Origin of the sequence: Klebsiella sp. 141161 (assembly GCF_050600815.1) — a bacterium.
GTDB classification, from domain to species: domain Bacteria; phylum Pseudomonadota; class Gammaproteobacteria; order Enterobacterales; family Enterobacteriaceae; genus Klebsiella; species Klebsiella aerogenes.
Genome location: NZ_JAQIRN010000011.1, coordinates 12,875 through 36,814 on the forward strand (window position 1 = coordinate 12,875; position 23,940 = coordinate 36,814).

The 23,940-nt window shown below is 55.4% G+C and carries 16 protein-coding genes and 1 pseudogene; 12 read left to right on the plus strand and 5 right to left on the minus strand.

What is annotated here, in order from left to right:
* The first annotated feature begins 165 nt into the window (after positions 1-165).
* On the plus strand, positions 166-2,817 hold the full coding sequence (gene ppc, locus PGR79_RS22115) for a phosphoenolpyruvate carboxylase (RefSeq protein WP_015368915.1): 2,652 nt from the start codon (positions 166-168) through the stop codon (positions 2,815-2,817).
* 46 nt (positions 2,818-2,863) lie between these two features.
* On the opposite strand, the gene zinT is transcribed toward ppc, so the two are convergent.
* Positions 2,864-3,514, minus strand: coding sequence for a metal-binding protein ZinT (gene zinT, locus PGR79_RS22120; protein ID WP_213317836.1), 651 nt, complete (start codon positions 3,512-3,514; stop codon positions 2,864-2,866).
* A gap of 24 nt (positions 3,515-3,538) precedes the next feature.
* Here zinT and PGR79_RS22125 point away from each other — a divergent pair.
* The 9 genes and pseudogenes from PGR79_RS22125 to nagE all read left to right on the plus strand — a co-directional run bounded on the left by PGR79_RS22125 (position 3,539) and on the right by nagE (position 15,116).
* A pseudogene (locus PGR79_RS22125) lies at positions 3,539-4,518 on the plus strand (helix-turn-helix transcriptional regulator).
* A gap of 205 nt (positions 4,519-4,723) precedes the next feature.
* Positions 4,724-5,386, plus strand: coding sequence for a fructose-6-phosphate aldolase (gene fsa / locus PGR79_RS22130; protein WP_430922516.1), 663 nt, complete (start codon positions 4,724-4,726; stop codon positions 5,384-5,386).
* 54 nt (positions 5,387-5,440) lie between these two features.
* Positions 5,441-6,544: a bifunctional L-1,2-propanediol dehydrogenase/glycerol dehydrogenase gene (gene gldA, locus PGR79_RS22135; RefSeq protein WP_213317839.1), complete on the plus strand. Its 1,104-nt coding sequence runs from the start codon at positions 5,441-5,443 to the stop codon at positions 6,542-6,544.
* A gap of 138 nt (positions 6,545-6,682) precedes the next feature.
* Positions 6,683-7,432, plus strand: coding sequence for a DeoR/GlpR family DNA-binding transcription regulator (locus tag PGR79_RS22140; RefSeq protein ID WP_430922518.1), 750 nt, complete (start codon positions 6,683-6,685; stop codon positions 7,430-7,432).
* Between the two features lie 158 nt (positions 7,433-7,590).
* Complete coding sequence (locus PGR79_RS22145; RefSeq protein WP_430922520.1) at positions 7,591-10,014, plus strand: glycyl radical protein; 2,424 nt, start codon at positions 7,591-7,593, stop codon at positions 10,012-10,014.
* A 13-nt stretch (positions 10,015-10,027) separates the two neighbouring features.
* Complete coding sequence (locus PGR79_RS22150; RefSeq protein ID WP_411326005.1) at positions 10,028-10,942, plus strand: glycyl-radical enzyme activating protein; 915 nt, start codon at positions 10,028-10,030, stop codon at positions 10,940-10,942.
* Positions 10,943-10,950: 8 nt separating this feature from the next.
* Positions 10,951-11,688 carry a glucosamine-6-phosphate deaminase gene (nagB, locus tag PGR79_RS22155; protein ID WP_411326004.1) on the plus strand — a complete coding sequence of 246 codons (738 nt, stop codon included), beginning with the start codon at positions 10,951-10,953 and terminating at the stop codon, positions 11,686-11,688.
* 10 nt (positions 11,689-11,698) lie between these two features.
* The gene (nagA, locus tag PGR79_RS22160) at positions 11,699-12,841 is read left to right on the plus strand and encodes an N-acetylglucosamine-6-phosphate deacetylase (RefSeq protein WP_411326003.1); all 1,143 of its coding nucleotides are present in this window, start codon (positions 11,699-11,701) and stop codon (positions 12,839-12,841) included.
* Positions 12,842-13,103: 262 nt separating this feature from the next.
* Positions 13,104-15,116, plus strand: coding sequence for an N-acetylglucosamine-specific PTS transporter subunit IIBC (gene nagE / locus PGR79_RS22165; RefSeq protein WP_430922523.1), 2,013 nt, complete (start codon positions 13,104-13,106; stop codon positions 15,114-15,116).
* Positions 15,117-15,160: 44 nt separating this feature from the next.
* On the opposite strand, the gene PGR79_RS22170 is transcribed toward nagE, so the two are convergent.
* Positions 15,161-16,087: a DMT family transporter gene (locus PGR79_RS22170; protein WP_113374904.1), complete on the minus strand. Its 927-nt coding sequence runs from the start codon at positions 16,085-16,087 to the stop codon at positions 15,161-15,163.
* A gap of 151 nt (positions 16,088-16,238) precedes the next feature.
* Positions 16,239-17,126: a methylenetetrahydrofolate reductase gene (metF, locus tag PGR79_RS22175; RefSeq protein ID WP_087858732.1), complete on the minus strand. Its 888-nt coding sequence runs from the start codon at positions 17,124-17,126 to the stop codon at positions 16,239-16,241.
* A gap of 366 nt (positions 17,127-17,492) precedes the next feature.
* On the opposite strand from metF, the gene PGR79_RS22180 reads away from it, so the two are divergent.
* Both PGR79_RS22180 and malI read left to right on the plus strand, forming a co-directional pair.
* Positions 17,493-18,992 (plus strand): PTS transporter subunit EIIC, encoded by a 1,500-nt coding sequence (locus PGR79_RS22180; RefSeq protein WP_087858733.1) that lies wholly within the window; start codon positions 17,493-17,495, stop codon positions 18,990-18,992.
* A 91-nt stretch (positions 18,993-19,083) separates the two neighbouring features.
* Entirely contained in the window at positions 19,084-20,100 is a 1,017-nt protein-coding gene (gene malI / locus PGR79_RS22185) for a Mal regulon transcriptional regulator MalI (RefSeq protein ID WP_113374903.1), read from the plus strand.
* A 32-nt stretch (positions 20,101-20,132) separates the two neighbouring features.
* Here malI and PGR79_RS22190 read toward each other — a convergent pair whose 3' ends face one another.
* Both PGR79_RS22190 and metB read right to left on the minus strand, forming a co-directional pair.
* On the minus strand, positions 20,133-22,565 hold the full coding sequence (locus tag PGR79_RS22190) for a bifunctional aspartate kinase/homoserine dehydrogenase II (RefSeq protein WP_113374902.1): 2,433 nt from the start codon (positions 22,563-22,565) through the stop codon (positions 20,133-20,135).
* A 2-nt stretch (positions 22,566-22,567) separates the two neighbouring features.
* Positions 22,568-23,728, minus strand: a complete 1,161-nt coding sequence (metB, locus tag PGR79_RS22195; RefSeq protein ID WP_113374901.1) for a cystathionine gamma-synthase — start codon at positions 23,726-23,728, stop codon at positions 22,568-22,570.
* Between the last annotated feature and the right edge of the window lie 212 nt (positions 23,729-23,940).

The following is a 23,940-nucleotide window of genomic DNA, read 5'->3' on the forward strand; positions in this document are numbered from 1 at the left end:
AACTTTCGCAAATTATCGCTATTTATTCGTTTGCTGAAGCGATTTCGCAGCAATTGACGCGGGGGTATTTACGTGGCTTTATAAAAGACGGGTTGCTTATCCACTGCTCAAATCACGGAGCGCCGGATATAACAAAATAAAATGAGATGGGGTGTCTGGGGTAACATGAACGAACAATATTCCGCTTTGCGTAGTAATGTCAGTATGCTCGGTAAGGTGCTGGGCGACACCATCAAGGATGCGCTAGGAGAAAACATTCTTGATCGAGTCGAAACTATCCGTAAGTTGTCCAAATCTTCTCGCGCGGGCAATGAGGCCAATCGCCAGGAGCTGCTTACCACGCTGCAAAACTTGTCCAACGACGAGCTGCTGCCGGTGGCGCGCGCCTTTAGCCAGTTTTTGAATCTGGCTAATACCGCCGAGCAATATCACAGCATTTCGCCCAACGGCGAAGCCGCCAGCAATCCGGAAGTTATTGCTCGTACCCTGAGAAAACTCAAAGACCAACCCAATCTCAACGAAGACACCATTAAAAAAGCGGTGGAATCCCTGTCGCTGGAGCTGGTGTTAACCGCTCACCCGACCGAGATCACCCGCCGGACGCTGATCCATAAAATGGTGGAAGTCAACAACTGCCTTAAGCAGTTGGATAACAAAGATATCGCCGACTACGAGCACAATCAGCTGATGCGCCGCCTGCGCCAGCTGATCGCCCAGTCCTGGCATACCGATGAAATTCGTAAGCACCGTCCTTCTCCGGTCGATGAAGCCAAATGGGGTTTCGCGGTAGTTGAAAACAGCCTGTGGGAAGGCGTGCCGAACTATCTGCGCGAGCTGAACGAACAGCTGGAAGCCAACCTCGGCTACCAGCTACCGGTTGATTTCGTCCCGGTACGCTTCACCTCCTGGATGGGCGGCGACCGTGACGGCAACCCGAACGTCACCGCCGATATCACCCGCCACGTGCTGCTGCTCAGCCGCTGGAAAGCGACCGATCTGTTCCTGAAAGATATCCAGGTGCTTATCTCTGAGCTGTCGATGGTCGAATGCACCGACGAGCTCCGCGATTTGGCCGGCGCGGAAGGCGCGCAAGAGCCGTATCGTTATCTGATGAAAAAGCTGCGTAGTCAGTTGATGGAGACCCAGGCCTGGCTGGAAGCTCGCCTGAAAGGGCAAAAACTGCCGAAACCGGCAGGGCTTATCACGCAAAACGAACAGCTGTGGGAACCGCTGTATGCCTGCTATAAATCGCTCCAGGCCTGCGGCATGGGCATCATCGCCAACGGCGAACTGCTTGATACCCTGCGCCGGGTGAAATCTTTCGGCGTACCGCTGGTGCGTATCGATATTCGTCAGGAAAGCACCCGCCACACCGAAGCGCTGGGCGAAATGACCCGCTACCTCGGGATCGGCGATTATGAAAGCTGGTCGGAAGCCGACAAGCAGGCCTTCCTGATCCGTGAACTGAACTCCAAACGCCCGCTGCTGCCGCGTCAGTGGGAGCCGAGCGAAGAGACCCGCGAAGTTCTCGACACCTGCAAAGTGATCGCCGAAGCGCCGCGTGGATCGATCGCTGCTTATGTGATCTCAATGGCCAAAACGCCGTCCGACGTGCTGGCGGTTCATTTGCTGTTAAAAGAAGCCGGTATCGGCTTCGCGCTGCCAGTTGCGCCGCTGTTTGAAACGCTGGACGACCTGAACAACGCCAACGACGTCATGACTCAGTTGCTGAATATTGACTGGTATCGCGGCTTTATTCAGGGCAAACAGATGGTCATGATCGGTTATTCCGACTCGGCCAAAGATGCTGGCGTCATGGCCGCCTCCTGGGCCCAGTACCAGGCCCAGGACGCGCTGATCAAAACCTGCGAAAAAGCCGGTATTGAACTGACGCTGTTCCACGGTCGCGGCGGCTCCATCGGTCGCGGCGGCGCGCCGGCCCACGCGGCGCTGCTCTCGCAGCCGCCGGGCAGCCTGAAAGGCGGCCTGCGCGTCACCGAACAGGGCGAGATGATCCGCTTTAAGTACGGCCTGCCGGAAGTGACCATCAGCAGCCTGTCGTTGTATACCAGTGCGATTCTGGAAGCCAACCTGCTGCCGCCGCCGGAACCAAAACCGCAGTGGCGCGAAATCATGGCCGAGCTGTCCGACGTTTCCTGCAAGATGTATCGCGGCTACGTGCGTGAGAATAAAGACTTCGTCCCTTATTTCCGCTCCGCGACCCCGGAACAGGAACTGGGCAAACTGCCGCTTGGCTCGCGCCCGGCGAAGCGTCGCCCGACCGGCGGCGTCGAGTCACTGCGCGCTATCCCGTGGATCTTCGCCTGGACCCAGAACCGCCTGATGCTGCCGGCCTGGCTGGGCGCCGGCGCCGCGCTGCAGAAAGTGGTCGAGGGCGGTAAGCAAAGCGAGCTGGAAAGCATGTGCCGCGATTGGCCATTCTTCTCGACCCGTCTCGGAATGCTGGAGATGGTCTACTCAAAAGCCGACCTGTGGCTGGCGGAGTACTACGATCAGCGGCTGGTGAAACCGGAACTGTGGAAGCTAGGCGAAGAGCTACGTCAGCTGTTAACCGCCGATATCAAAGTGGTGCTGGCTATCGCTAATGACTCCCACCTGATGGCCGACCTGCCGTGGATCGCCGAATCCATCCAGTTGCGTAACATCTATACCGACCCGCTTAACGTCCTGCAGGCCGAACTGTTGCACCGTTCGCGCCAGGCCGAAGAAGCAGGCGAGGAACCGGATGCGCGCGTTGAGCAAGCGCTGATGGTCACCATTGCCGGCGTCGCGGCAGGGATGCGTAATACCGGCTAGTCACCGTTTCCCCCGGCCGCCCGGCCGGGGGATTTTCCCTCTCATTTTAGTGATGCAACATCTCATCGACGATCTGCTCTTTATGCAGCGCATAAGGATAATAGGTCGGCCAGTTATCCATCTCTTTCAGCAAGGCTTCCTGAGATTCATTGCCCATAAATATATGGAAATGCTGTGATTTACGCGGGCTAATAATGTGGTCGCTGAATTGGACGAATTTCGGCGCGTTACCATCGCCCTGTTGGCACTCAAACAGGTAACGAACCCCCTTCTTGCCGGAGGCGTATTGCAGAATTTTGTAGCCTGAGTAGGTATATTTGCAGCTATTAACGGTCTTGCCGACGTGGAACTCTATCACCCCATCTTCGATGCCAATCTGCTCCACATCGGTGGCGTAACCTTTCTTGTAATAGGCGCGATACTCTTCCACGCTCATGGCGCCGGGCTTTTTCGCCTTCTGCTCCAGCACCGGATCAAGGTCGCCATTCAGCAGATACGGATAGACTGACTGCCAGACGCCATCCCAATCGCTCAACGCGCGATCCTTCACATCTTTATCGGCAAAAATGCCTTCGCTGGCCTGGCGTTCTGTTTCAGTTAACGCCGGGCCATGACTATGATTACCGTGGGCAAAAGCCTGAGCGCCGGCAAGCGCTATGCCGAAACTAAACGCGAGCATGGGGATCTTTCGGGTCATTACTCTCTCCTGAGATAAATATCGATTGCGACAAAATGTTACGATATAACATATCTTAATCGGGAAGCAATAACGATGAGTTCGTACTTTTACCGCTGGAAAAATGTCCGGTATGATGAAATGCGTGGCGTTTTGGCGGGGTAAAGATGGATAACAGCATCAATCAGCTCATTGATTCATTAGTGAAAAAACAAACCTGCATTGCAGAAGTGCATTTTGCCGGAGAATCACGCCCGCCAGCCGACGCCGCGATCAAGGTTGATTTTCCACGTCTGAATATCGTCATTGAGGGGCAGTTGTACGATCTCGCCCTCGGCGATAACGCCGCGCCGCTGCAGGCGCGTGACGTACTCTATATTGCGAGCGATAGCTGGAACTGGCCGCGATGGTACACCCCATGCCTGCTGCTAAGCATCTTATTCGGCAAACAGCAGCTGGAATTTTCGCTGCAGCGCTGGAACGGAGAAGCGCTAACCCTGGTCCAGAAGATTCAGGTACCGCGCCGCGGGCCGCGCGTGGGTTCATTTCTGCTACAGGCGCTAAATGAAATACGCATGCAGCCGCAGGAGCAGCAAACCGCCCGCTGCATCGTCATTAGCCTACTCAGCCACTGTACCGATCTACTGGGTAGCCAGGCGCAAACCTCATCGCGCAGCCAGGCGCTATTCGAGGCGATCCGCCAATATATCGATATTCATTTCGCCGAGCCGCTGAGCCGGGAATCCGTAGCACAGGCGTTTTATCTCTCTCCCAACTATCTCTCGCATCTGTTTCAGAAGTGCGGACCTATGGGCTTTAACGAATACCTCAATCATATCCGTCTCGAACAGGCGCGCATGCTGCTGAAGGGTCATGATATGAAGGTAAAAGATATCGCCCACGCCTGCGGCTTCGCCGACAGCAATTACTTCTGCCGCCTGTTTCGCAAGAATACTGAACGTTCACCTTCCGAGTATCGCCGCCAGTACCATAGCCAGCTGACGGAAAACCCCTCTGCGCCGTAAAACTAGATTTTTGTAAGTTACTGATTTCTACCTGCAGGCTATTTCAGCCTGGAGGTACTATCACACGGACAAACGTGATCTAAATCACTCTTAACCGTAATGCGTACATTTATCCAGTTTTTGGCAAATTTGTCATCTGGCGGGCAGGCAAACGGAAGCCGTATCCTTACCTCAACATCATTGAATTACACATCGAGGAATGGTTATGGAACTCTATCTGGACACCGCGAACGTCGCTGAAGTTGAACGTCTGGCCCGCATTTATCCGCTGGCTGGCGTCACCACCAACCCGAGCATCATCGCCGCCGGCAAAACCCCGGTTTGGGACGTGCTGCCGCGCCTGCAAAAAGCCGTTGGCCCGGAAGGTATTCTGTTCGCGCAGACCATGAGTCGCGATGCGCAAGGTATGGTGGCTGAAGCCAAACGCCTGAGTAACGCCGTACCAGGAATCGTGGTTAAGATCCCGGTTACCGCCGAAGGTCTCGCCGCCATCAAAGTACTAAAAAAAGAAGGCATCCCGACGCTTGGCACCGCGGTCTATAGCGCTTCCCAGGGGCTGCTCGCGGCGCTGGCCGGCGCGAAATACGTCGCGCCGTACGTCAACCGCGTCGACGCCCAGGGCGGTGACGGTATTCGCATGGTGCAAGAACTGCAATCCCTGATGGAAATGCACGCCCCGGAAAGCAAAGTCCTGGCCGCGAGCTTCAAAACCCCGCGCCAGGCGCTGGATTGCCTGTTAGCCGGCTGCGAAGCTATCACCCTCCCCTTAGACGTAGCGCAACAAATGCTCGGCACCCCTGCGGTAGAGTCAGCCATAGAGAAGTTCGAGCAGGACTGGAATAACGCATTTGGCACGTTGAACCTGTAATCCGATCGTCGGCCGCCAACAGGCGGCTTGCACGGTCATCGAGGAGGAATCGAAATGGATCGCATTATTCAATCACCCGGTAAATACATCCAGGGCGCTGGCGCCATCAAGCGCCTCGGCGAATATCTCAAACCGCTGGCTGAACGCTGGCTAATCATCGGCGACAAGTTCGTTCTCGGCTTTGCCGAAGAGCAGCTGCGTACCAGCCTGAGCGGCGCTGGTCTGGTGGCCGAAATCGCCCCGTTCGGCGGTGAATGTTCGCAAAATGAAATCAACCGCCTGCGCGATATCGCCAGCAGCGCCCAATGCCATGCGGTGCTCGGCATCGGCGGCGGCAAGACGCTGGATACCGCGAAAGCGCTGGCTCACTATATGCATCTGCCGGTGGTAGTAGCCCCAACTATCGCCTCCACCGATGCGCCGTGCAGCGCGTTGTCTGTTATCTATACCGATGATGGCGAATTCGAAAGCTATCTGATGCTGCCGCACAACCCGAACATGGTGGTTGTTGATACGCAGATCGTCGCGGCCGCGCCAGCACGCCTGCTGGCCGCCGGGATTGGCGATGCGCTGGCGACCTGGTTTGAAGCCCGCGCCTGCTCGCGCAGCGGCGCGACCACAATGGCGGGCGGTAAGTGCACACAGGCGGCGCTGGCGTTAGCGGAACTCTGCTACAACACGCTGGTTGAAGAAGGCGAAAAGGCGATGCTTGCCGCCGAGCAGCATGTAGTCACTCCAGCGCTTGAACGGGTGATCGAAGCCAACACCTACCTGAGCGGCGTCGGCTTTGAGAGCGGCGGGCTGGCGGCGGCGCACGCGATTCACAACGGCCTGACCGCCATCCCGGACGCCCATCACTTCTATCACGGCGAGAAAGTCGCATTTGGTACGCTGACGCAGCTGGTGCTGGAAAACGCGCCGGTGGAAGAGATTGAGACCGCGGCGGCGCTTTGTCACAGCGTCGGCCTGCCCATCACGCTGGCGCAGCTCGATATTAAAGGCGATATCCCGGCTAAAATGCGCACGGTCGCGGAAGCCGCCTGCGCCGAAGGCGAAACCATCCACAATATGCCGGGCGGCGCCTGCGCCGATCAGGTTTACGCCGCGCTGCTGGTGGCCGACCAATACGGTCAGCGTTTCCTGCAAGAGTGGGAATAACCTTTCCCGTTACGCCCGGCGTTTGCCGGGCGTGTTCTTTCATGTTCCTTTTATCGCCAATTGCCCGCACGCTGGATGTGTTTTATAGTGCGTTTTTCCTTTGGGCGAACCGTTGTTATGCAATCATCAGATAGAAGAATGAGCATTTACGCCATTCTGCAGCAGGACAAAAAAGTCGTTGTGAACGAACTGGCCGAGAAATTCGGCGTCACCAAAATGACTATTCGTCGGGATCTGTCATTCTTTGAAAAACAGGGAATCGTTAAAACGACCTACGGCGGCGCCTATCTGACCAGCGGCGCCAGCGTCGAGCCAAGCTTCCAGCTTAAATCCGTGCAGATGGTTGACGATAAACACCTGATTGGCCGTAAAGCAGCAGAACTGGTTGAAGACGGCGACACGATCATCATCGACTGCGGGACCACGCTGCTGGCGCTGGCGCAATCTATTTTCGATAAAAAAATTATGGTGATCACTAACTCAGTACCGGTAGTGAATCTGCTAAAGGGGCGAAAAAACATCAAGCTAATCGTCGCCCCGGGGGAATATGAAGATGATACCCAGGGGATGATCTCTTTCAGTACCGCGGAGTTTTTCAGCACCATTCATTCCGATAAGGTCTTTATCAGCACCCAGGGTATTAACCAGCATGGCGAGCTAACGGTCCCTAAAATGACCGATGCCCACGTCAAGCGGGCGCTGCTACGCGCCGGACGACAAAAAATCCTTCTCGCCGATAAAAGTAAATTCGAGCAAACTTTCCTTGCCGGGCATGCCCGACTGGACGATTTTGACATCGTTATTAGTCAGGATGGCCTCCCTGCCGACATCCTCTCCCTGCTGACTGCGCAAAAAACCGAGCTGCTGTTGGCCGACAGCGCAGCGTAACCTCACGCCCGGCAACGGGCGTTTGTTCTTTTCCGTTTTTTCTAAATGTTCTTTTTAGATTTATTAATGATAAATAGAACACAAAAGATCATAAATAAATTGACAAAAGAACACCTCAGGCGTGGAATATCGATACCCCCTCCAGAATTGAGGTCTTTATGAACGGATTACTGAGCTTCAAACCTACCAACGACGATTGCGACTTCGCGCGTATCGCTAAAAAACAGGATCAGATGTTCCATCGCGTAGCGACGCTGTGTCCGGAACGAGCAGAGATCATCACCGAGTCGTTTAAACGCTCCGAAGGCCAGTCCATCGTGATTCGCCGGGCTTTGGCGTTAGCCGATATTCTGGAGAAAATGACCATCTATATCGAACCGGATATGCTGATTGTCGGCAACCAGGCGAGCGCCAATTTTGCCGCCCCGGTGTTCCCGGAATTCTCCTTTAACTGGGTTATCGATGAACTGGACGAATTTGATAAGCGTTCCGGTGATAGTTTCCGCGTGTCCGAATCCACCAAAGCCCGCTTGCGTACCCTGCAGGATTACTGGCAAGGAAAAACCCATCAGGATGAAGTGCTTGCCAACCTACCGCAAATTAACCGTCTGGCGGAAAAACAGGGCGTGCTGCACCGCGGCGGCATCAGCATGTCCGGCGACGGCCATATCATTCCGAACCACGATTTCGTACTGGAAGTTGGCTATGGCGGTATGCGCGATATCGCCAAACAGCACCTGGAAAATGACGACAACCTGACCGACGAGCAAAAAGATTTCTATCAGGCGGTTATTATTACCATGGAAGCCGCGCTGAAATACTGCAAGCGCTTCTCCGCGCTTGCTAAAACCGAAGCGGCGAGAGTTTCCGATGCCAAACGCCGCGACGAACTGCTGGCGATGAGCGACATGTTCGCCCATCTGATGGAAGGGAAAGCCCGTAGCTTCTATGAAGCCGTGGAAACCGTCTACCTTACCCATTTGCTGATGATGATTGAAAGCAACGGCCACTCTTTCTCCTTTGGCCGCTTCGACCAGTACGTCTGGCCGTATTACGAAGCCGATATCAAAGCCGGGAAGATCAGCAAAGAGAAAGCGCTGGAGATCCTGACCCACTTCTTCATCATGACCAACAGCCTGAATAAAGTGCGCCCGTGGGGCCATACTCAGTACAGCGGGGGCTATCCGCTTTACTCCAACCTGATGGTTGGCGGCATGAAGCCTGACGGCAGCGACGGCACTAACGATCTTTCCTATCTTTCGCTGGAAGCTATGGCGCTAACCGGCCTGCCGGAACCAAACCTCAGCGTTCGTTTCTCAAAAGATACCCCGCATTCGCTGATGCAGGATTCTGCAAAGCTCATTCGTAAAGGCTTCGGTATGCCGTCGATCTTCTGCGACGAAGTGGTTATCCCTGCCATGATGACGCTGGGCCTGACGGAAGAAGTCGCCCGCGAATACGCTTCAATGGGTTGCGTAGAAACCGCGATCCCAGGCCGCTGGGGGCATCGCGCCACCGGCATGACCTACGTGAACTTTGGCAAAATCCTTGAGCTGGTGATGAACAACGGCTGCGATCCGGCAACCGGCGTGCAGTTAGTTAAAATCAACGGTAAAGAAGGCCGCGAGATAAACTATCAGTCTTATGATGAAGTATGGGCGGCATGGAACCAGCTACTGGAGTTTTACTCCGATCTGGCGGTAGATTGCGATCTGGTCTGCGACCGGGCGCTGAAATATCACGATGCCGATGCCTTTGCCTCCGCCACGATTAACTGTTCACTTGAACGCGGTAAGACGTTGAAAAACGGCGGCGCGGAATATGATTTCGTGAGTTCCTCCAACATCGGCCCTTCCGTGGTCGGCGACAGCCTGGCGGCAGTGAAAAAGCTGGTCTTCGACGATAAAGTCCTGACGCTTCAACAGCTGCGCGACGCCATGGATAGCAACTTTGCAGGTCTGGAAGGCGCGCGCGTGCGCAAACTGTGCCGCAATGCGCCGAAGTTTGGTAACGATATCGACTATGTCGATCATATCGTCGCCGATGTATTCGAGTCCTATCTCAAATTACTGCCGAAATACAAAACCGATCGCTATGGTAAGGGGCCGAAAGGCTGCGGCTATACCATGTCGACCTCTAATATTACTTCATACGTGCCGAATGGTTTTGACGTCGGCGCCACGCCGGATGGTCGCCTGGCGACACTACCGCTGAATGAAGGCGCCTCTCCGTGCCTCGGCGCGGATAAAGAAGGCCCGACGGCGGTCATTAACTCGGTTGCGAAACTGCCGAACCAGAAAATCGCCGGCGGCCAGTTGCTGAACATGAAGTTCACGCCAAGCGCGCTGGAAGGCGATAATAATCTGGAGAAATTTACCGCCTTTATGGAAGCCAGCCGTGAGAAAAACATCTTCCATAACCAGTTCAACATCATTGATTCCAATATTCTGCGCGCCGCAAAGGCGAATCCGCAGGATTACCCGAATCTGATGGTGCGCGTTGCCGGGTATTGCGCGCTGTTCTCAACGCTGATGCCGGAAGCGCAGGATGCGATTATCGCGCGCACCGAACTGAGCTGGTAAGAGAGGAAACGCGATGAGAACTGGCCTGATTTCCCGAATTCAACGTTATTCCACCAAAGATGGCCCAGGAATACGCAGCACCGTCTTTATGCAACAGTGCAACCTGCGCTGCCAGTGGTGCGCGAATCCGGAAACCATCGGGCCAGGCCACAACGTTTTCTGGTTTAAAGAACGCTGCCGCCAGTGCGGTACCTGCGTACAGGCGGCGAACAACCACGCCATTACCCTTGCTGAACCGGGCAATGGCGTCAATATAGACCGTAGAAATTGCAACAATTTGCTGGATATGGTCGATCTCTGTCCCTACGACGGCTATGAAAAAGTCGCTAAAGAGATGACCTCGCACGAGTTGGCGGAATTACTACTGCGCGACAAAACATTTTACGACTCAAGCGCAGGCGGCGTGACCTTTTCCGGCGGCGAGCCGGCGCTACAGGCGGAGTTCGTCAAAGAAACAGCGCAAATATTGAAAGCGCAGGGCGTGCATGTGTGTCTCGACACCGCAGGGAATGTCCGCTGGGAAAAACTGCGCCCGTTGATTGAAACGGTCGATCTGGTCTCTTACGACTTTAAAGCTTTCAACTCCGAGACCCACCTCGCCTGTACCGGCGTAGACAATCGGCGGATCCTCGACAATGCCAAAGCGATCGCCGCCATGGGCAAACCGATCCTCGCGCGTATGGTGATCGTGCCGACGCGTAACGACGATCCCGAGGATATTCGCCAGCGTCTCGACTTTATTCGTAAGCTCGGCCCGGCAGTTTTACAGGTTGATATTCTCGAATACCATATTTATGGCATCGGGAAATATCAAAAGCTTGGTATGCCCTATTTTCTGCACAACATCCCGGCATGCCAACGCGAAGTCACGGAACAAATTAAACAATACGCTGAAGATATTGGACTAAAAGCCACCATTGGCGGTTAAGGATTAACATGTTGAACTTTATTATTACCGACACCTACGAAAAAATGAGCGCTCAGGCGGCAGAACATATTGCCCAGGCGCTGAATAAAAAGCCGGATTTAGTGATGGCCTTACCGACTGGCGGAACTCCGGTCGGTCTCCTGGCTGAAATGAGTCGAATGGCGAAAGATGGCGAAGCCGATTTCTCCTGCGCCCTCTCGTTTAATATCGACGAATATATCCCACTGGCCAAAAACGATCCGCAAAGTTATTATTATTTCCTGCAACAGCACTTCTATCAACATGCCAACATTGCTGACGAAAATACCTTTGTACCGGATATTCTGGCTCCCGACCTGCACGCCGAATGCGTTCGCTACGAACGTCTGATTCAAAGCCATGGCGATTTTGATATTACCGTTCTCGGCATTGGCCACGATGGCCATATTGGTTTCAATGAACCCCATACTACCCATAGCCCGGTATGCCATATCATCGACCTTAACGAAGAGACCATTGCGGCGAATGCCCGCTTCTTCGTCAGCCAGGATGATGTTCCCCGGCAGGCCATCACTTTAGGTATGGGGACCATCTTGCGCAGCAAAAAGATTGTGCTGATTGCTAACGGTCAATCAAAAGCCGAAGTTATCAAGCAGTTGCACCAGTGCACGCGCATCGATCCGCAATTCCCTGCCTCCTTCCTATTGATGCACGCGGACGTCACCATCATTTGCGACCGTGAAGCGGCATCGCTTATCAGCGCCTAAAGGTGAGCATATGATAATCCAGAGCGAAAGAGTGTGGCTGGCCGGTGGTTTTTATCCGGCGCAAATAACTATTGAGGATGGACTTATCAGCGCTATCACTCCCGGGCTTAGCTCCCGCGTGGATAAGGATTACGGGGCACGGCGTATTATTCCCGGCCTTATCGATAGCCATGCGCACGGCGCCTGGGATTACGACACCAACGAAAATGATCCGCAGGGGCTACGCCGTTGGGCCTCACGCCTACCGGAAGAAGGCGTCACCGCCTTTTGCCCAACTACCGTTACCGATGAAAACGCGACGCTACTGGCGGCGCTGGACAATATTTCCCGCGTCATGGACGAAGGATATAGCGGCGCGGAAATTCTGGGCATCCATCTCGAAGGCCCGTTCCTGAGCCAGCTTTATCGCGGGGCGCAGCCGGAAAAACAGATTCGCCCTGCCGATGTCACCCAGTTTCAGGCTTTCGAAAAGGCGGCGCGCGACCACATTATCGCCATTACCCTTGCCCCGGAAGAAGACCATCAGTTTGCGCTGACCCGCTACTGCGCGCAGAAAGGGATTGCGGTCAATATGGGCCACTCGGATGCTTCTTTCGAGCAGGCGCTGGCGGCGGTCGCCAACGGCGCTAAAAATGTCACCCACGTGTATAACGGCATGGCGAAATACGTCAATCGCGAGCCCGGCCTGCTTGGCGCCGCCCTGAATCTTGACGGCCTGTACGGCGAGGTGATTGCCGACGGTATCTTTGTCAGCCTGGTTTCCGCCGCCCACCTTTATCGTAGCAAAAATGATAATGACATCATCATGATAAGCGACTCGATGAAGGCGAAAGGTTGTCCTCCGGGGCGCTATATGTTCGGCGGCGAACCGATGGTGCTTGGCGATGATGGCGCGACCCGGCGGGATAACGGCGTCCTGGTCGGCAGCACGCTACAGCTCAATCGCGGCTTATATAATATGGTCGAAAGAGCAATGGTGCCGTTTAGCGCAGCGTTAAAATCCTGCACCATTAACCCGGCACGGTTATTAGGTTTTGATAGTCGAAAAGGGAAATTACAGCGCGGATACGATGCCGATATTGTTGTACTTGAAGATAATTATCAGGTGAATACAACCTATTGTCGCGGTACGGTAGCCTGGTCAATAAATTAATTAATTCATCTCCATATCATTTAACAATGGCGGTTATTGAAAAATAACCGCTGCTTTGTCATTCCTTCTATTTATTAATAGCCTAAGTCCTTTTTAATATTTATTAAAATGCGACCTGGCTAACATTAAACACCTCCTGAAATCCTTTAAAACTAATCCACAATAAAAAAATAAGCCTAATTAAATTTAACTGCCCATCGTTATACAGGTCAGTCGCTTTATTACATGCGGCTTCAGGATTTATTATTTTAAGGGAATTCATATGAATATTTTGGGTTATCTACAAAAAGTCGGCCGGGCATTGATGGTGCCCGTCGCCACTTTACCTGCCGCCGCCATTTTAATGGGTATCGGTTACTGGATCGATCCCAACGGCTGGGGCAGTTCTAACGCGCTGGCGGCACTGTGTATTCAGTCCGGTTCAGCCATTATCGATAATATGGGCGTCCTGTTTGCCGTCGGGGTAGCTTACGGCATGTCGAAAGATAAAGACGGCGCCGCCGCGCTGGCCGGGTTTGTCGGCTTTCTGGTATTAACCACGCTCTGTTCGCCAGCAGCTGTCGCCATGATCCAACAGATCCCAATCGAGCAGGTGCCTGCGGCCTTTGCGAAGATTAAAAATCAGTTTATCGGCATCATGGTCGGCATTATTTCGGCTGAACTCTATAATCGCTTTAGCAGCACGGAGTTACCGAAAGCGCTCTCGTTCTTCAGCGGACGTCGTCTGGTGCCGATCCTCACTTCATTCACCATGATTGTCGTGGCGTTTGTCCTGATGTTCATCTGGCCGGTGGTCTTTAGCGGACTAGTTAGCTTCGGTGAACATATCCAGAAACTGGGTTCATTAGGCGCGGGGATCTATGCTTTTTTCAACCGCATGCTCATCCCGGTCGGCCTTCATCACGCCCTGAACTCGGTATTCTGGTTCGACGTCGCCGGGATTAACGACATCCCTAATTTCCTCGGCGGCGCGCAGTCCATCGCCTCCGGTAAAGCGGTGGTCGGTATTACCGGTCGTTATCAGGCGGGCTTTTTCCCGGTCATGATGTTCGGTCTGCCGGGCGCGGCGCTGGCCATGTACCAATGCGCCCGCGCGGAAAATAGAGCGAAAGTGATGGGGATTATGATGGCTGGCGCGTTTGCCGCCTTCTTCACCGGCATTACCGAACCGCTGGAATTTTCCTTCATGTTCGTGGCCCCGGCGCTGTACGTCATCCACGCCTTTTTAACCGGTGTTTCCGTCTTCATCGCCGCCAGCATGCACTGGATTGCCGGATTCGGCTTCAGCGCCGGTCTGGTCGATATGGTACTGGCATCACGCAATCCGCTGGCAACCCACTGGTATCTGCTTATCCCCATGGGACTAGTGTACTTCGCGATTTATTATCTGGTCTTTCGCTTCACCATCACCCGCTTCAACCTGCTGACGCCGGGCCGCGAACTGGCCGTTGCCGGCAGCGCCGCCGACGGCGAAGATGTAAACCTGAGCGCCGCAAAACAGCAGGATATCAGCGCGCTGGCGCGCCAGTACATTGCCGCCATCGGCGGTTCCGATAATCTCACCAATATCGACGCCTGCATCACCCGCCTGCGCCTTGGCGTTAAGGATGCAACGCTGGTCGATGAAGCGCTGGCTCGCCGCCTGGGCGCCAGCGGGGTCATTCGCCTCAACTCCAGCAATGTGCAGATAATCGTTGGCTTCGTGGCGGAAAAAATCGCCACCGCCATGAAAACAGCGGGCCATGTCGATGCCGCGCAGGCGCTACCCAGCGTCACCGCGCAGGCCCACAACAGTCCACGCAAGGCAGCGAATGCATTGCGAGTTATCGAGCTCGTCGCACCGGTAAGCGGTGAGCTGATCGCGCTGAAGCACGTCCCAGATGAAGCTTTTGCCAGCGGCGCCGTCGGCGATGGTGTCGCCATCCTGCCGGCCAGCAACATTGTGGTTTCACCCGCGGCGGGTACTCTCATCAAGATTTTCAACACTAATCATGCCTTCTGTCTTGAAACCGAAGATGGCGCTGAGATCGTGGTGCATATGGGGATTGATACCGTTGCGCTGGCGGGTCAGGGCTTTACCCGGCTGGCGGAAGAAGGCGCTACCGTTGTCGCAGGTCAGCCGATTCTCGAAATGGATCTCGTGTACCTCGAAGCTAACGTGCGTTCGATGGTAAGCCCGGTGCTCTGCAGCAATATAGAGGAGTTCGCGCAGCTGGAAATCAAAGCGCAGGGTCAGGTGAAAGCGGGTGAACCGTTGTACCACATCAAGGGATAAAATTAATAGACAAAGTGGCCGCGCCCTGCGGCCACATTGAATGATTACTTTGCCGCCGTCGCCGGCCGCTCAACAGATTGCCCCTGAGCGTGGCGCTTTTTAAGGCTGATAATCGCCAGCGCAGCGACAATCAGCACAATGCCGGCGCCTTCCACCAGCCCCGGATTTTCACCCAGCAGCCACCAGGAAAACAGCACGCCGCAGACCGGTACCGCCAGCGTACTCAGGCCGGCGACGCTGGCAGGCAGGTTACGCAGGACATACAGCCACAGGCTCCAGGCCACCGCCGTAGCCAGGATCGCGCTATAGCCAAGCGCCCAAAAAACCCCAGGCTGCCAGTCAATGCTGCGCTGCGGCACCAGCCACGCCACCACGCTCATCACCAGCGCGGCATATAGCATCTGCCAGGCGGTTAATGATAGTAAATCGAGGCGCGGATAGCGCCGATACATGCGTTTAGCGACAATGGCGCTCGCTCCCCAACTGATGCCGGAGAGGATCGCCAGCAGCGCGCTTTTCATCGAGGAGAAATCCAACTGCCACGGCTGCAGCACCAGCAGTAGACCGCACGCCGCCAGTACGATAGCGGCATACTGTAGCCGCCGCATGCGCTCGCCTAAAAACAGCGCCGCCATGATCACCACCCAGAACGGCATGGTGTAGCTGAGAATGGCGACTTTACCGGCGCCGCCGCTCATCAGCGCCCACTGCGCCAGGCCGACCATGCCGCAGGTTTGCAGCAGCGCAATCGCCAGGGTATAGCCAAACGGCGTCGGCCGCATGCCGCGACCGCGCAGCGCCAGCACCGCCATCAGCACAATCGCGCCGAAGATGCAGCGCAGTGCGGTAAAATCGAAGGCTCCGATATAGAGCGTTACCTGTTTCATCGCAATCCAGCTGTAGCTCCAGATAAGCGTCAGCAGGACGAGGCCGCAACCGGCCAGGAGATTGCTGTTCCTTGCAACCGTCATAACTTCTCCACCGTCATTATTTTTGCGGGCACTATACTCGCTTTGGCGGCAGGTTGCTTAAAGGCAGAGCGCACTTTTCGTGCTAAAAAAGAGGGCGGCAAACTGCAGTTCGCCGCCCCGGTAAGGATGAAACAAGAGGTAAAGCAGGTGATTACGCCGGACGCACGCCCAGAGTATGGCAAATGGCATAGCTCATTTCGGCGCGATTCAGGGTGTAGAAGTGGAAATCTTTCACTCCTTCGCGGCTTAAAATTTTCACCATGTCCATGGCGATATTCGCCCCTACCAGCTGGCGCGTTTCGGCATCGTTATCCAGTCCTTCGAACATTTTCGACATCCAGGTCGGAATACGCACGTTCGTCATATCGGCAAATTTCTTCGCCTGCTTGAAGTTAGAGACCGGCAGAATGCCCGGAATAATTTCCACGTCGATACCGGCGGAGACGCAGCGGTCACGGAAACGCAGGTAGCTTTCGACATCAAAAAAGAACTGAGTGATCGCGCGATTAGCGCCGGCTTCTACTTTACGTTTCAGGTTTAACAGATCGGCCTGCGCGCTTTTGGCTTCCGGATGGACTTCCGGATAGGCGGCGACGGAGATATCAAAATCACCCACTTCTTTCAGCAGCGTGACCAGATCGGCGGCGTACATCTCCGGCTTGCCGCTACCCGGCGGCAGGTCGCCGCGCAGCGCGACAATATGGCGGATACCGTTGTTCCAGTAATCCTGGGCAATCGCGCGCAGTTCATCGCGGCTGGCGTCGATACAGGTCAGGTGCGGCGCCGCTTCCAGACCGGTGCGGTCTTTAATGCCTTTAATAATGCTGTGGGTGCGGTCGCGCTCGCCGGAGTTCGCCCCGTAGGTGACGGAAACAAACTTCGGCTTCAGGCTGCTTAAGCGATCGATGGATTTCCACAGGGTTTGCTCCATTTCACTGGTACGCGGCGGAAAGAATTCAAAGGACACATTAATCTGGCCCTGGACTTCCGCCAGGCTCTGATTCAGGGCTTCCCGCTGATTGGCGTGAAAAAAGCTCATACCTTACCTCATCAATCGCATTATATTTATCAGTCGTGTTGCGAACTTCTATACGTTTAGACGTCCAGATGTAAAAATGACGGAAAAGCGGGCGGGCGTCAATAGAAAAATCTGCGTAAACAGTGAGGAATTTTCAGTCAAAGTGAAAAAAGTTCATCTGGCGTCAGGCCAGGCGCGCCCTGGCGTTGTTTTCAGATTTTGTCCACAACGTAATTTGAAGTAGTTCAAAAAATCGCACATCTCCCCCCCTGGCATGACGATTACTATTGCAGCAACGCCCGCCTTGATCCACATTAAGTAGAACGTTCTACTAGAACGTTCTACTTAATGTATCATCGCCAATAATATCTATTCGGGGTAATCAGCATGAGTCTGTGGTCAGGGTTCATAAAATCATTATCAAAACTGTCGATGATCGGCCGCGCCTTAATGCTGCCGATTTCGCTCCTCCCGGCCGCCGGCTTGCTGTTGGCCTTCGGGGACAAATTCCATTTACCGCTGATGATGAATGCCGGCGGTATTATTTTCGATAACCTACCGATGCTCTTCGCTATCGGCTCCGCGGTCGGCCTGGCGTCAGAATCCGGTATCGCCGCGCTATCGGCGGCCGTCTCCGTTTTCGTCACCAACATCACCATCGGTACCGTGCTCGGTATCACGCCGGAAATGGCCGCACAGGGCGGGAAATACGCGATGGTGGTCGGCATCCCGACGTTACAGATGGGGGTATTCGGCGGGCTAATCTGCGGGATCCTCGCCGCCTGGTGTTATAACCGCTTCCATACGTTGCAATTACCGGAATTCCTCGGCTTCTTCTCCGGTAAGCGCTTTGTGGCGATCGCCACCGCCTTCTTGTCGTTCATCCTCGGCCTGCTGCTACCTTATGTCTGGCAGCATATCCAGGCCGGTATTGATTCCCTGTCGATGGTGATTAACGGCGATAACCAGGCCGCCTCAACCTTTATTTTCGGCCTCGTTGAACGCGCGCTGATCCCGCTTGGCCTGCACCACATCTGGTACCCTTCCTTCTGGTACTCCTTCGGCGATTACACTACCCAGGCAGGCCAGATGATCCACGGCGACCAGACCATCTGGTTTAAGATGCTGGAAGAAGGGGTGAAATCCTTTAGCACCGACAGTTATCAAAACGCCGGCAAATTTATGCAGGGTGAATTCCCGCTGATGCTGTTCGCTCTGCCGGCCGCCTGTCTGGCGATGTATCACGAAGCGCATACTAAAAATAAAAAAATCGCGGCCGGTATTCTCTTCTCCGCCGCGCTGACCTGCTTCCTGACCGGCATCACCGAACCCGTCGAATTCACCTTTATCTTCGTGGCGCCGATTCTGTACGTCTTTAACGCCATTATGGCGGGGCTCTCGTACATGACCATGTACCTGCTGCACGCGCATATTGCCAAGTCGTTCTCCGCCGGGCTTATCGACTATATCTCCTTCGGTATTTTGCCTTCCATGAACGGCTATCAGACAAACTTCCTCAGCGCGGTGATTGTTGGCGTGCCGATGGCGCTGATTTATTATTTCACCTTCCGTTTCGTGATCCGCCGCTTCGATGTGAAAACGCCGGGACGTACCGATATCACCGTAACGGCCAATGATAAAACCGACACCGAACTGGCAACCGAAATAGTCAGCCTGCTCGGCGGTTCGCAGAATATCGACTCGGTTGGCGCCTGCATCACCCGCTTGCGTCTGGAGGTTGCCGAACGCGATGCGGTAGATAAAGACGGCCTCAACAGTATCGGCGCGCGCGGCGTAGTCTTCGTCGGTGATAACGGTATCCAGATAATTTTTGGCGCCAGGGCGCAATTTATCGCCCAAACCATGTCGGGGATGATTGGCAAATAAGCAGAAGATGTTATGGTGTGGAAGATCGCTTGTCCTGGAGAAGCGATCTTCTGCTATCTGACTGTCATACAACAGTTTTCATGGAGCGATTTTGAAGAAAGTCAGCATTATAGATGTGGCGAAACTGGCCGGAGTTTCCGTTTCTACGGTCTCGCTGGTATTACGTCAAAAAGGGAAGATTTCCGACGCCACCATCGAAAAAGTCAATGCTGCCATCCAGGAGCTCGGCTATGTGCATAACGTCGCCGCCGCCAACCTTCGCGCCAACACCACCAATCTGATCGGCCTGATTCTTCGCGATTTCAACGACAGTTTTTCCATCAAAGTGATGGCCAATATCGTGCAGGAACTGGAGAAACAGGGCTACATGGTTTTTCTCGGTCAGCCGCTTAACGATAGCGACTATCTGGATCGCTGCCTGCTGTCATTTAAACAACAGGGCGTCGCCGGCGTGATTTATCTTGATGCTGATACCACCAGCAATACGCTGCCAGCAGCGCTGCTGCGTTGCCCGCTACCGCTAGTGGCCGTCTCGCAAACGCCGTTAATCGACAACCGCGATCGCGTGGTCCGCGATAACCGTCAGGCCGCGAGCATCGCCGCGCGTTATCTGATCGAGCGCGGCCATCGCTACATTGCCTATATCGGCGGTCAGGAAAACGATCTCATCCGCCAGCAGCGATTGCTCGGCTTTTACAGCACGCTAGAGAAAAACGGCATGGCGGTGCGCGAAGAGTTTGCGCCTGCCTGTCACGACAACACGCAGGCCGCGAGTATCGCCACCCGTCAGCTACTGGAACAGAACAACGCTATTACCGCGCTGCTGTGCCATTCGCCGGACGCGATGATTGGCTGTCTCAACGGTATTCATCAGGTGGGGCGGACGGTAGGTAAAGATGTTTTTCTTACCCAGCAGGTGGCGCTGGTGGGTTTCGAAGATATGATGCATGTGAATTTGACCTCGCCGTCCTTTACCTATGTCTCCTCCGCCAGCGAAGAGACCGGCCGTCAGGCCGCCGCGTTAATTATCCGCAAGATCAAAGAACCCACGCTGCCGACGCAGCATATCACCCTCTCCGGGCAGCTCGTCGCGCGGGAATCCGCATAATGAAGGCCGGCCCAGCGGGCCGGCTTGAGAGATTACAGCAGTTGCGCCAGACGGTTAATATCTGACTGAATAGCCCCGGCGGTAACATCGCGACCCGCGCCTGGCCCACGAATCACCATTGGGTTATCGCGATACCAGCGACTCTCGATAGCGAAGACGTTATCGCACGGCAGCAGCGCCGCCAGCGGATGCTCCTGACGCACCGCTTCGACCCCGACGCGTGCTTTACCGTTGGCATCAAAACGCGCCACGTAACGCAACACCAGCCCCATTTCACGGGCGGCTTCAAGGCGCTGCAGCATCTGTTCGTTCAGCTCTTCGCCGTTCTCAAAGAAGTGGTCAACCGAGCCCTCTTCGCAATGCGCCGGAACCAGCGATTCCACGCGCACCTGATCCGGCTCGATATTGTAACCAGCTTCGCGCGCCAGGATCACCAGCTTGCGCATCACGTCTTTACCTGACAGGTCAACGCGCGGATCCGGTTCGGTCAGCCCTTGCTGCCAGGCCTGATCCACCAGTTCGGTAAATGGCACCGTGCCGTCAAACTGCAGGAACAGCCAGGAGAGCGTACCGGAGAAGATACCGCTCAGCCCCAGGATGGTATCGCCGCTGTCGATGAGATCGCGCACCGTATGGTTAACCGGCAAGCCTGCGCCGACGGTGGCGTTATACAGCCAGTGACGGCCGGTTTTTTCGAAGGCGTCGTGGATCTGGCGATATTTATCGCTGCTGCTGGCGCCCGCCAGCTTATTGGCGCTGATCACGTGGAAGCCGTGGCTGGCGAAATCCAGATACTGATCGGCCAGCTGCTCGCTGGCGGTCACGTCCAGCACCACTAAATCATCATAAGGGTGCGCGCGCATCCACAGGAATAGCGACTCTTCATCCTGCTCAACCGCTTCATCTTCAAAGAATGCCAATGCGCGACTGGCATCCAGGCCTTCATAGTTCAGCAGGCTACGGCGGCTATCCACCACCCCGGCCAGCAGGAATTCAAAGCCGGTACGGGCGGAAAGCGTGCTCTGCTCGCGCGCGAACAACTCCAGCCAGCGGGAACCGATATTGCCTTTGCCGAACAGCACCAGACCGATGCGTTTTTCAGCACGGAACACGGAATGATGCAGCCCCTGAATCAGGCTCTCGGTTGGGCCGGCGCGCAGTACCGCCACCAGGCTGATACCCTCTTCCGATTGCCAGGTAAACTCTACCGGCTGCCCTTTCAATTGCTGCCAGAAACGGTGGCAGTGCAATGGATTGCGGGTCACGCCCGCGCCGACCATCGCGACCAGCGCCAGCTTCTGGCGCAGACGCAGCTCGCCCGGCAGGCCCGCCTCGTCCAGCAGCTTCAGCGCGCTATCGGCCACCTCAGAGGTGTAACAGAACTGCAGCAGCTTACGGTCGGCATGCACGCCCACCGCCAGCGGGCGCAGCTGCGCGCGTTTGAAAATCTGATCCAGCTCTTTATGCGCCAGCTTGAAATCCTGCCCGGCAGGCACCTGGAATTCAATCAGGCAGACGTCGTCGTGACTGGTGACAATACGCGCGCCGGTGCCGGATGCCAGCACGCGCTCAATGCGCGTCGAACCCTGGTCGGGGGTGTAGCTGCAGCGCAGCTGTAAATCGATATCGCTGCCGGAAACCGGCTGTAGCGTACGCGCGTGCAGTACCGGCGCCGCCAGGCGAGCCAGCTCGCTGGCTTCATCAAGACGCAGCAGCGGCAGCAGGCATGCATCTTTCACTTTACGCGGGTCGGCGCTGTAAACCCCGGCCACATCGCTCCAGATGGTGACGCGGGAGACCCCGGCCAGCGCGCCAATTTGGGTGGCGGAGTAGTCGGAACCGTTACGGCCCAGCAGTACGGTTTCCCCGGCATTGTTACGAGCGATAAAGCCGGTCACCACCAGCCGTTTGTTGGGGTGCTGCGCCATCAACTGTTGTAACAACGGGTAGGACAAGCCTTCATCAACCTGCGGCTGCGCGGCACGTTCCGCGCGCAGGAAAGCGCGCGCGTCCAGCCAGGCGGCTTCAACGCCAAGGTGGTTCAGTACCGCCGCCATCAGGCGCGCGGACCACACTTCGCCGTGGCCGACGACTTCAGCATATACCGCATCGGTGATGCCGCTATCCAGCAGGCCCGCCAGACGTTCAAGATCGTGAATAAACGTCGCGATCAGCGCGTCAGCGGCGTCCGCCGGCAACAGGCCGGCGATCAGATCCATTTGATAGCGACGCAGCGCTTGTTGCACCTGATGCGCAGAAAGACGATCGGTCTGGCTTAGCTGCAGCCAGCTAATCAGCTGGTTGGTGGTGCTACCGGCGGCAGAAACGACCATCATATCGCCTGCCTGCGCATAGTCGGTCATGATCCCGGCGACGCGCAGGTAACATTTCGCATCCGCTAAACTACTCCCACCAAATTTGTGCAGCTGACGACCCTTCGCCCCTGCCTGCGCAATCACACTCATCTTTATTCCTCGTTTGCTGCCCGGAAGCCATTTTCCAGGTCGGCAATTAAATCTTCACCATCTTCAATACCGGTCGAAATACGCAGGAGCGTTTCCGAGATCCCTGCCGCCGCACGCGCTTCCGGCGCCATGCCCGCATGCGTCATCGTCGCCGCATGGGAAATCAGGCTCTCAACGCCCCCCAACGATTCCGCCAGCGTAAAGAGCGATAAACCGCTCAAGAAGCGACGCAGCGTCTGCTCATCGCCATCGAGCTCGAAGCTTAGCATCGCTCCAAAACCTTTTTGCTGACGCGCTGCAATCTCGTGCCCCTGATTTTCCGGCAGGGACGGATGATACAGCTTTTTCACCAGCGGCTGGGTTTTCAGATAGTCGACTATCGCCTGCGCGTTGCGCTGCGCCACTTCCATTCGCGGAGAAAGGGTACGCAAACCACGCAATAACAGATAGCTATCAAACGCCCCGCCGGTGACGCCGATATTATTCGCCCACCATGCCAGTTCGGTGACAGTTTCAGGATCGTTGGCAATCACCACCCCGGCGACCACGTCAGAGTGGCCGTTGAGATATTTGGTGCACGAATGCAACACCAGATCGGCGCCCAGCGCCAGCGGATTTTGCAACGCTGGGCTCAGGAAGGTGTTATCCACCACGCTCACTGCGCCGGCTTCACGCGCCAGCCCGCAGATTTTCGCAATATCGACCACCCGCAGCAATGGGTTGCTCGGGCTTTCGACCAGCACCAGCTTCGGTTGTTCCGCTAATGCTTCACGTAATGCCTGCTCATCGCTTTGATCGACAAAGCGCACGCGATAGCAGCCGCGTTTCGCCAGGCTGTCAAACAGACGATAGCTGCCGCCATAACAATCGTGCGGTGCCACCAGCAGATCGCCCGGTTTCAGGAACACCGTGGTCACCAGCAGGATAGCCGACATTCCGGTATTGGTCAGTACCGCGCCCGCGCCGCCTTCCAGTTCCGCCAGCGCGCGCTGTACGACATCGCGAGTCGGGTTGCCGCGACGGGAATAATCGTGGGCGCGAGGTTCATTGAAACCGGTGAAATTATAGGTGCTGGAGAGGTGAATCGGCGGGACAACGCAACCGTACTGTTCGTCGTCATTTAAACCGCTACGCACTGCAATGGTGGCCTGTTTACGCGTCATGTTTGGACAGTTCCTGGGCTGTTCGGTGAGAAGTCAGGCCTCAGAGTAATCATTGTCACAATAGACGTCAATACATCTGGACATCTAAACTTCTTTGCGTATAGATTGAGCAAAAGACAAATAGCCGTTAAAATTATATGCATTAGCGCACGTCGGCGGCGGCTTATCTCATGTCGGAAAGCGCGCTCATACGGTAAACTACGCGCAATTAT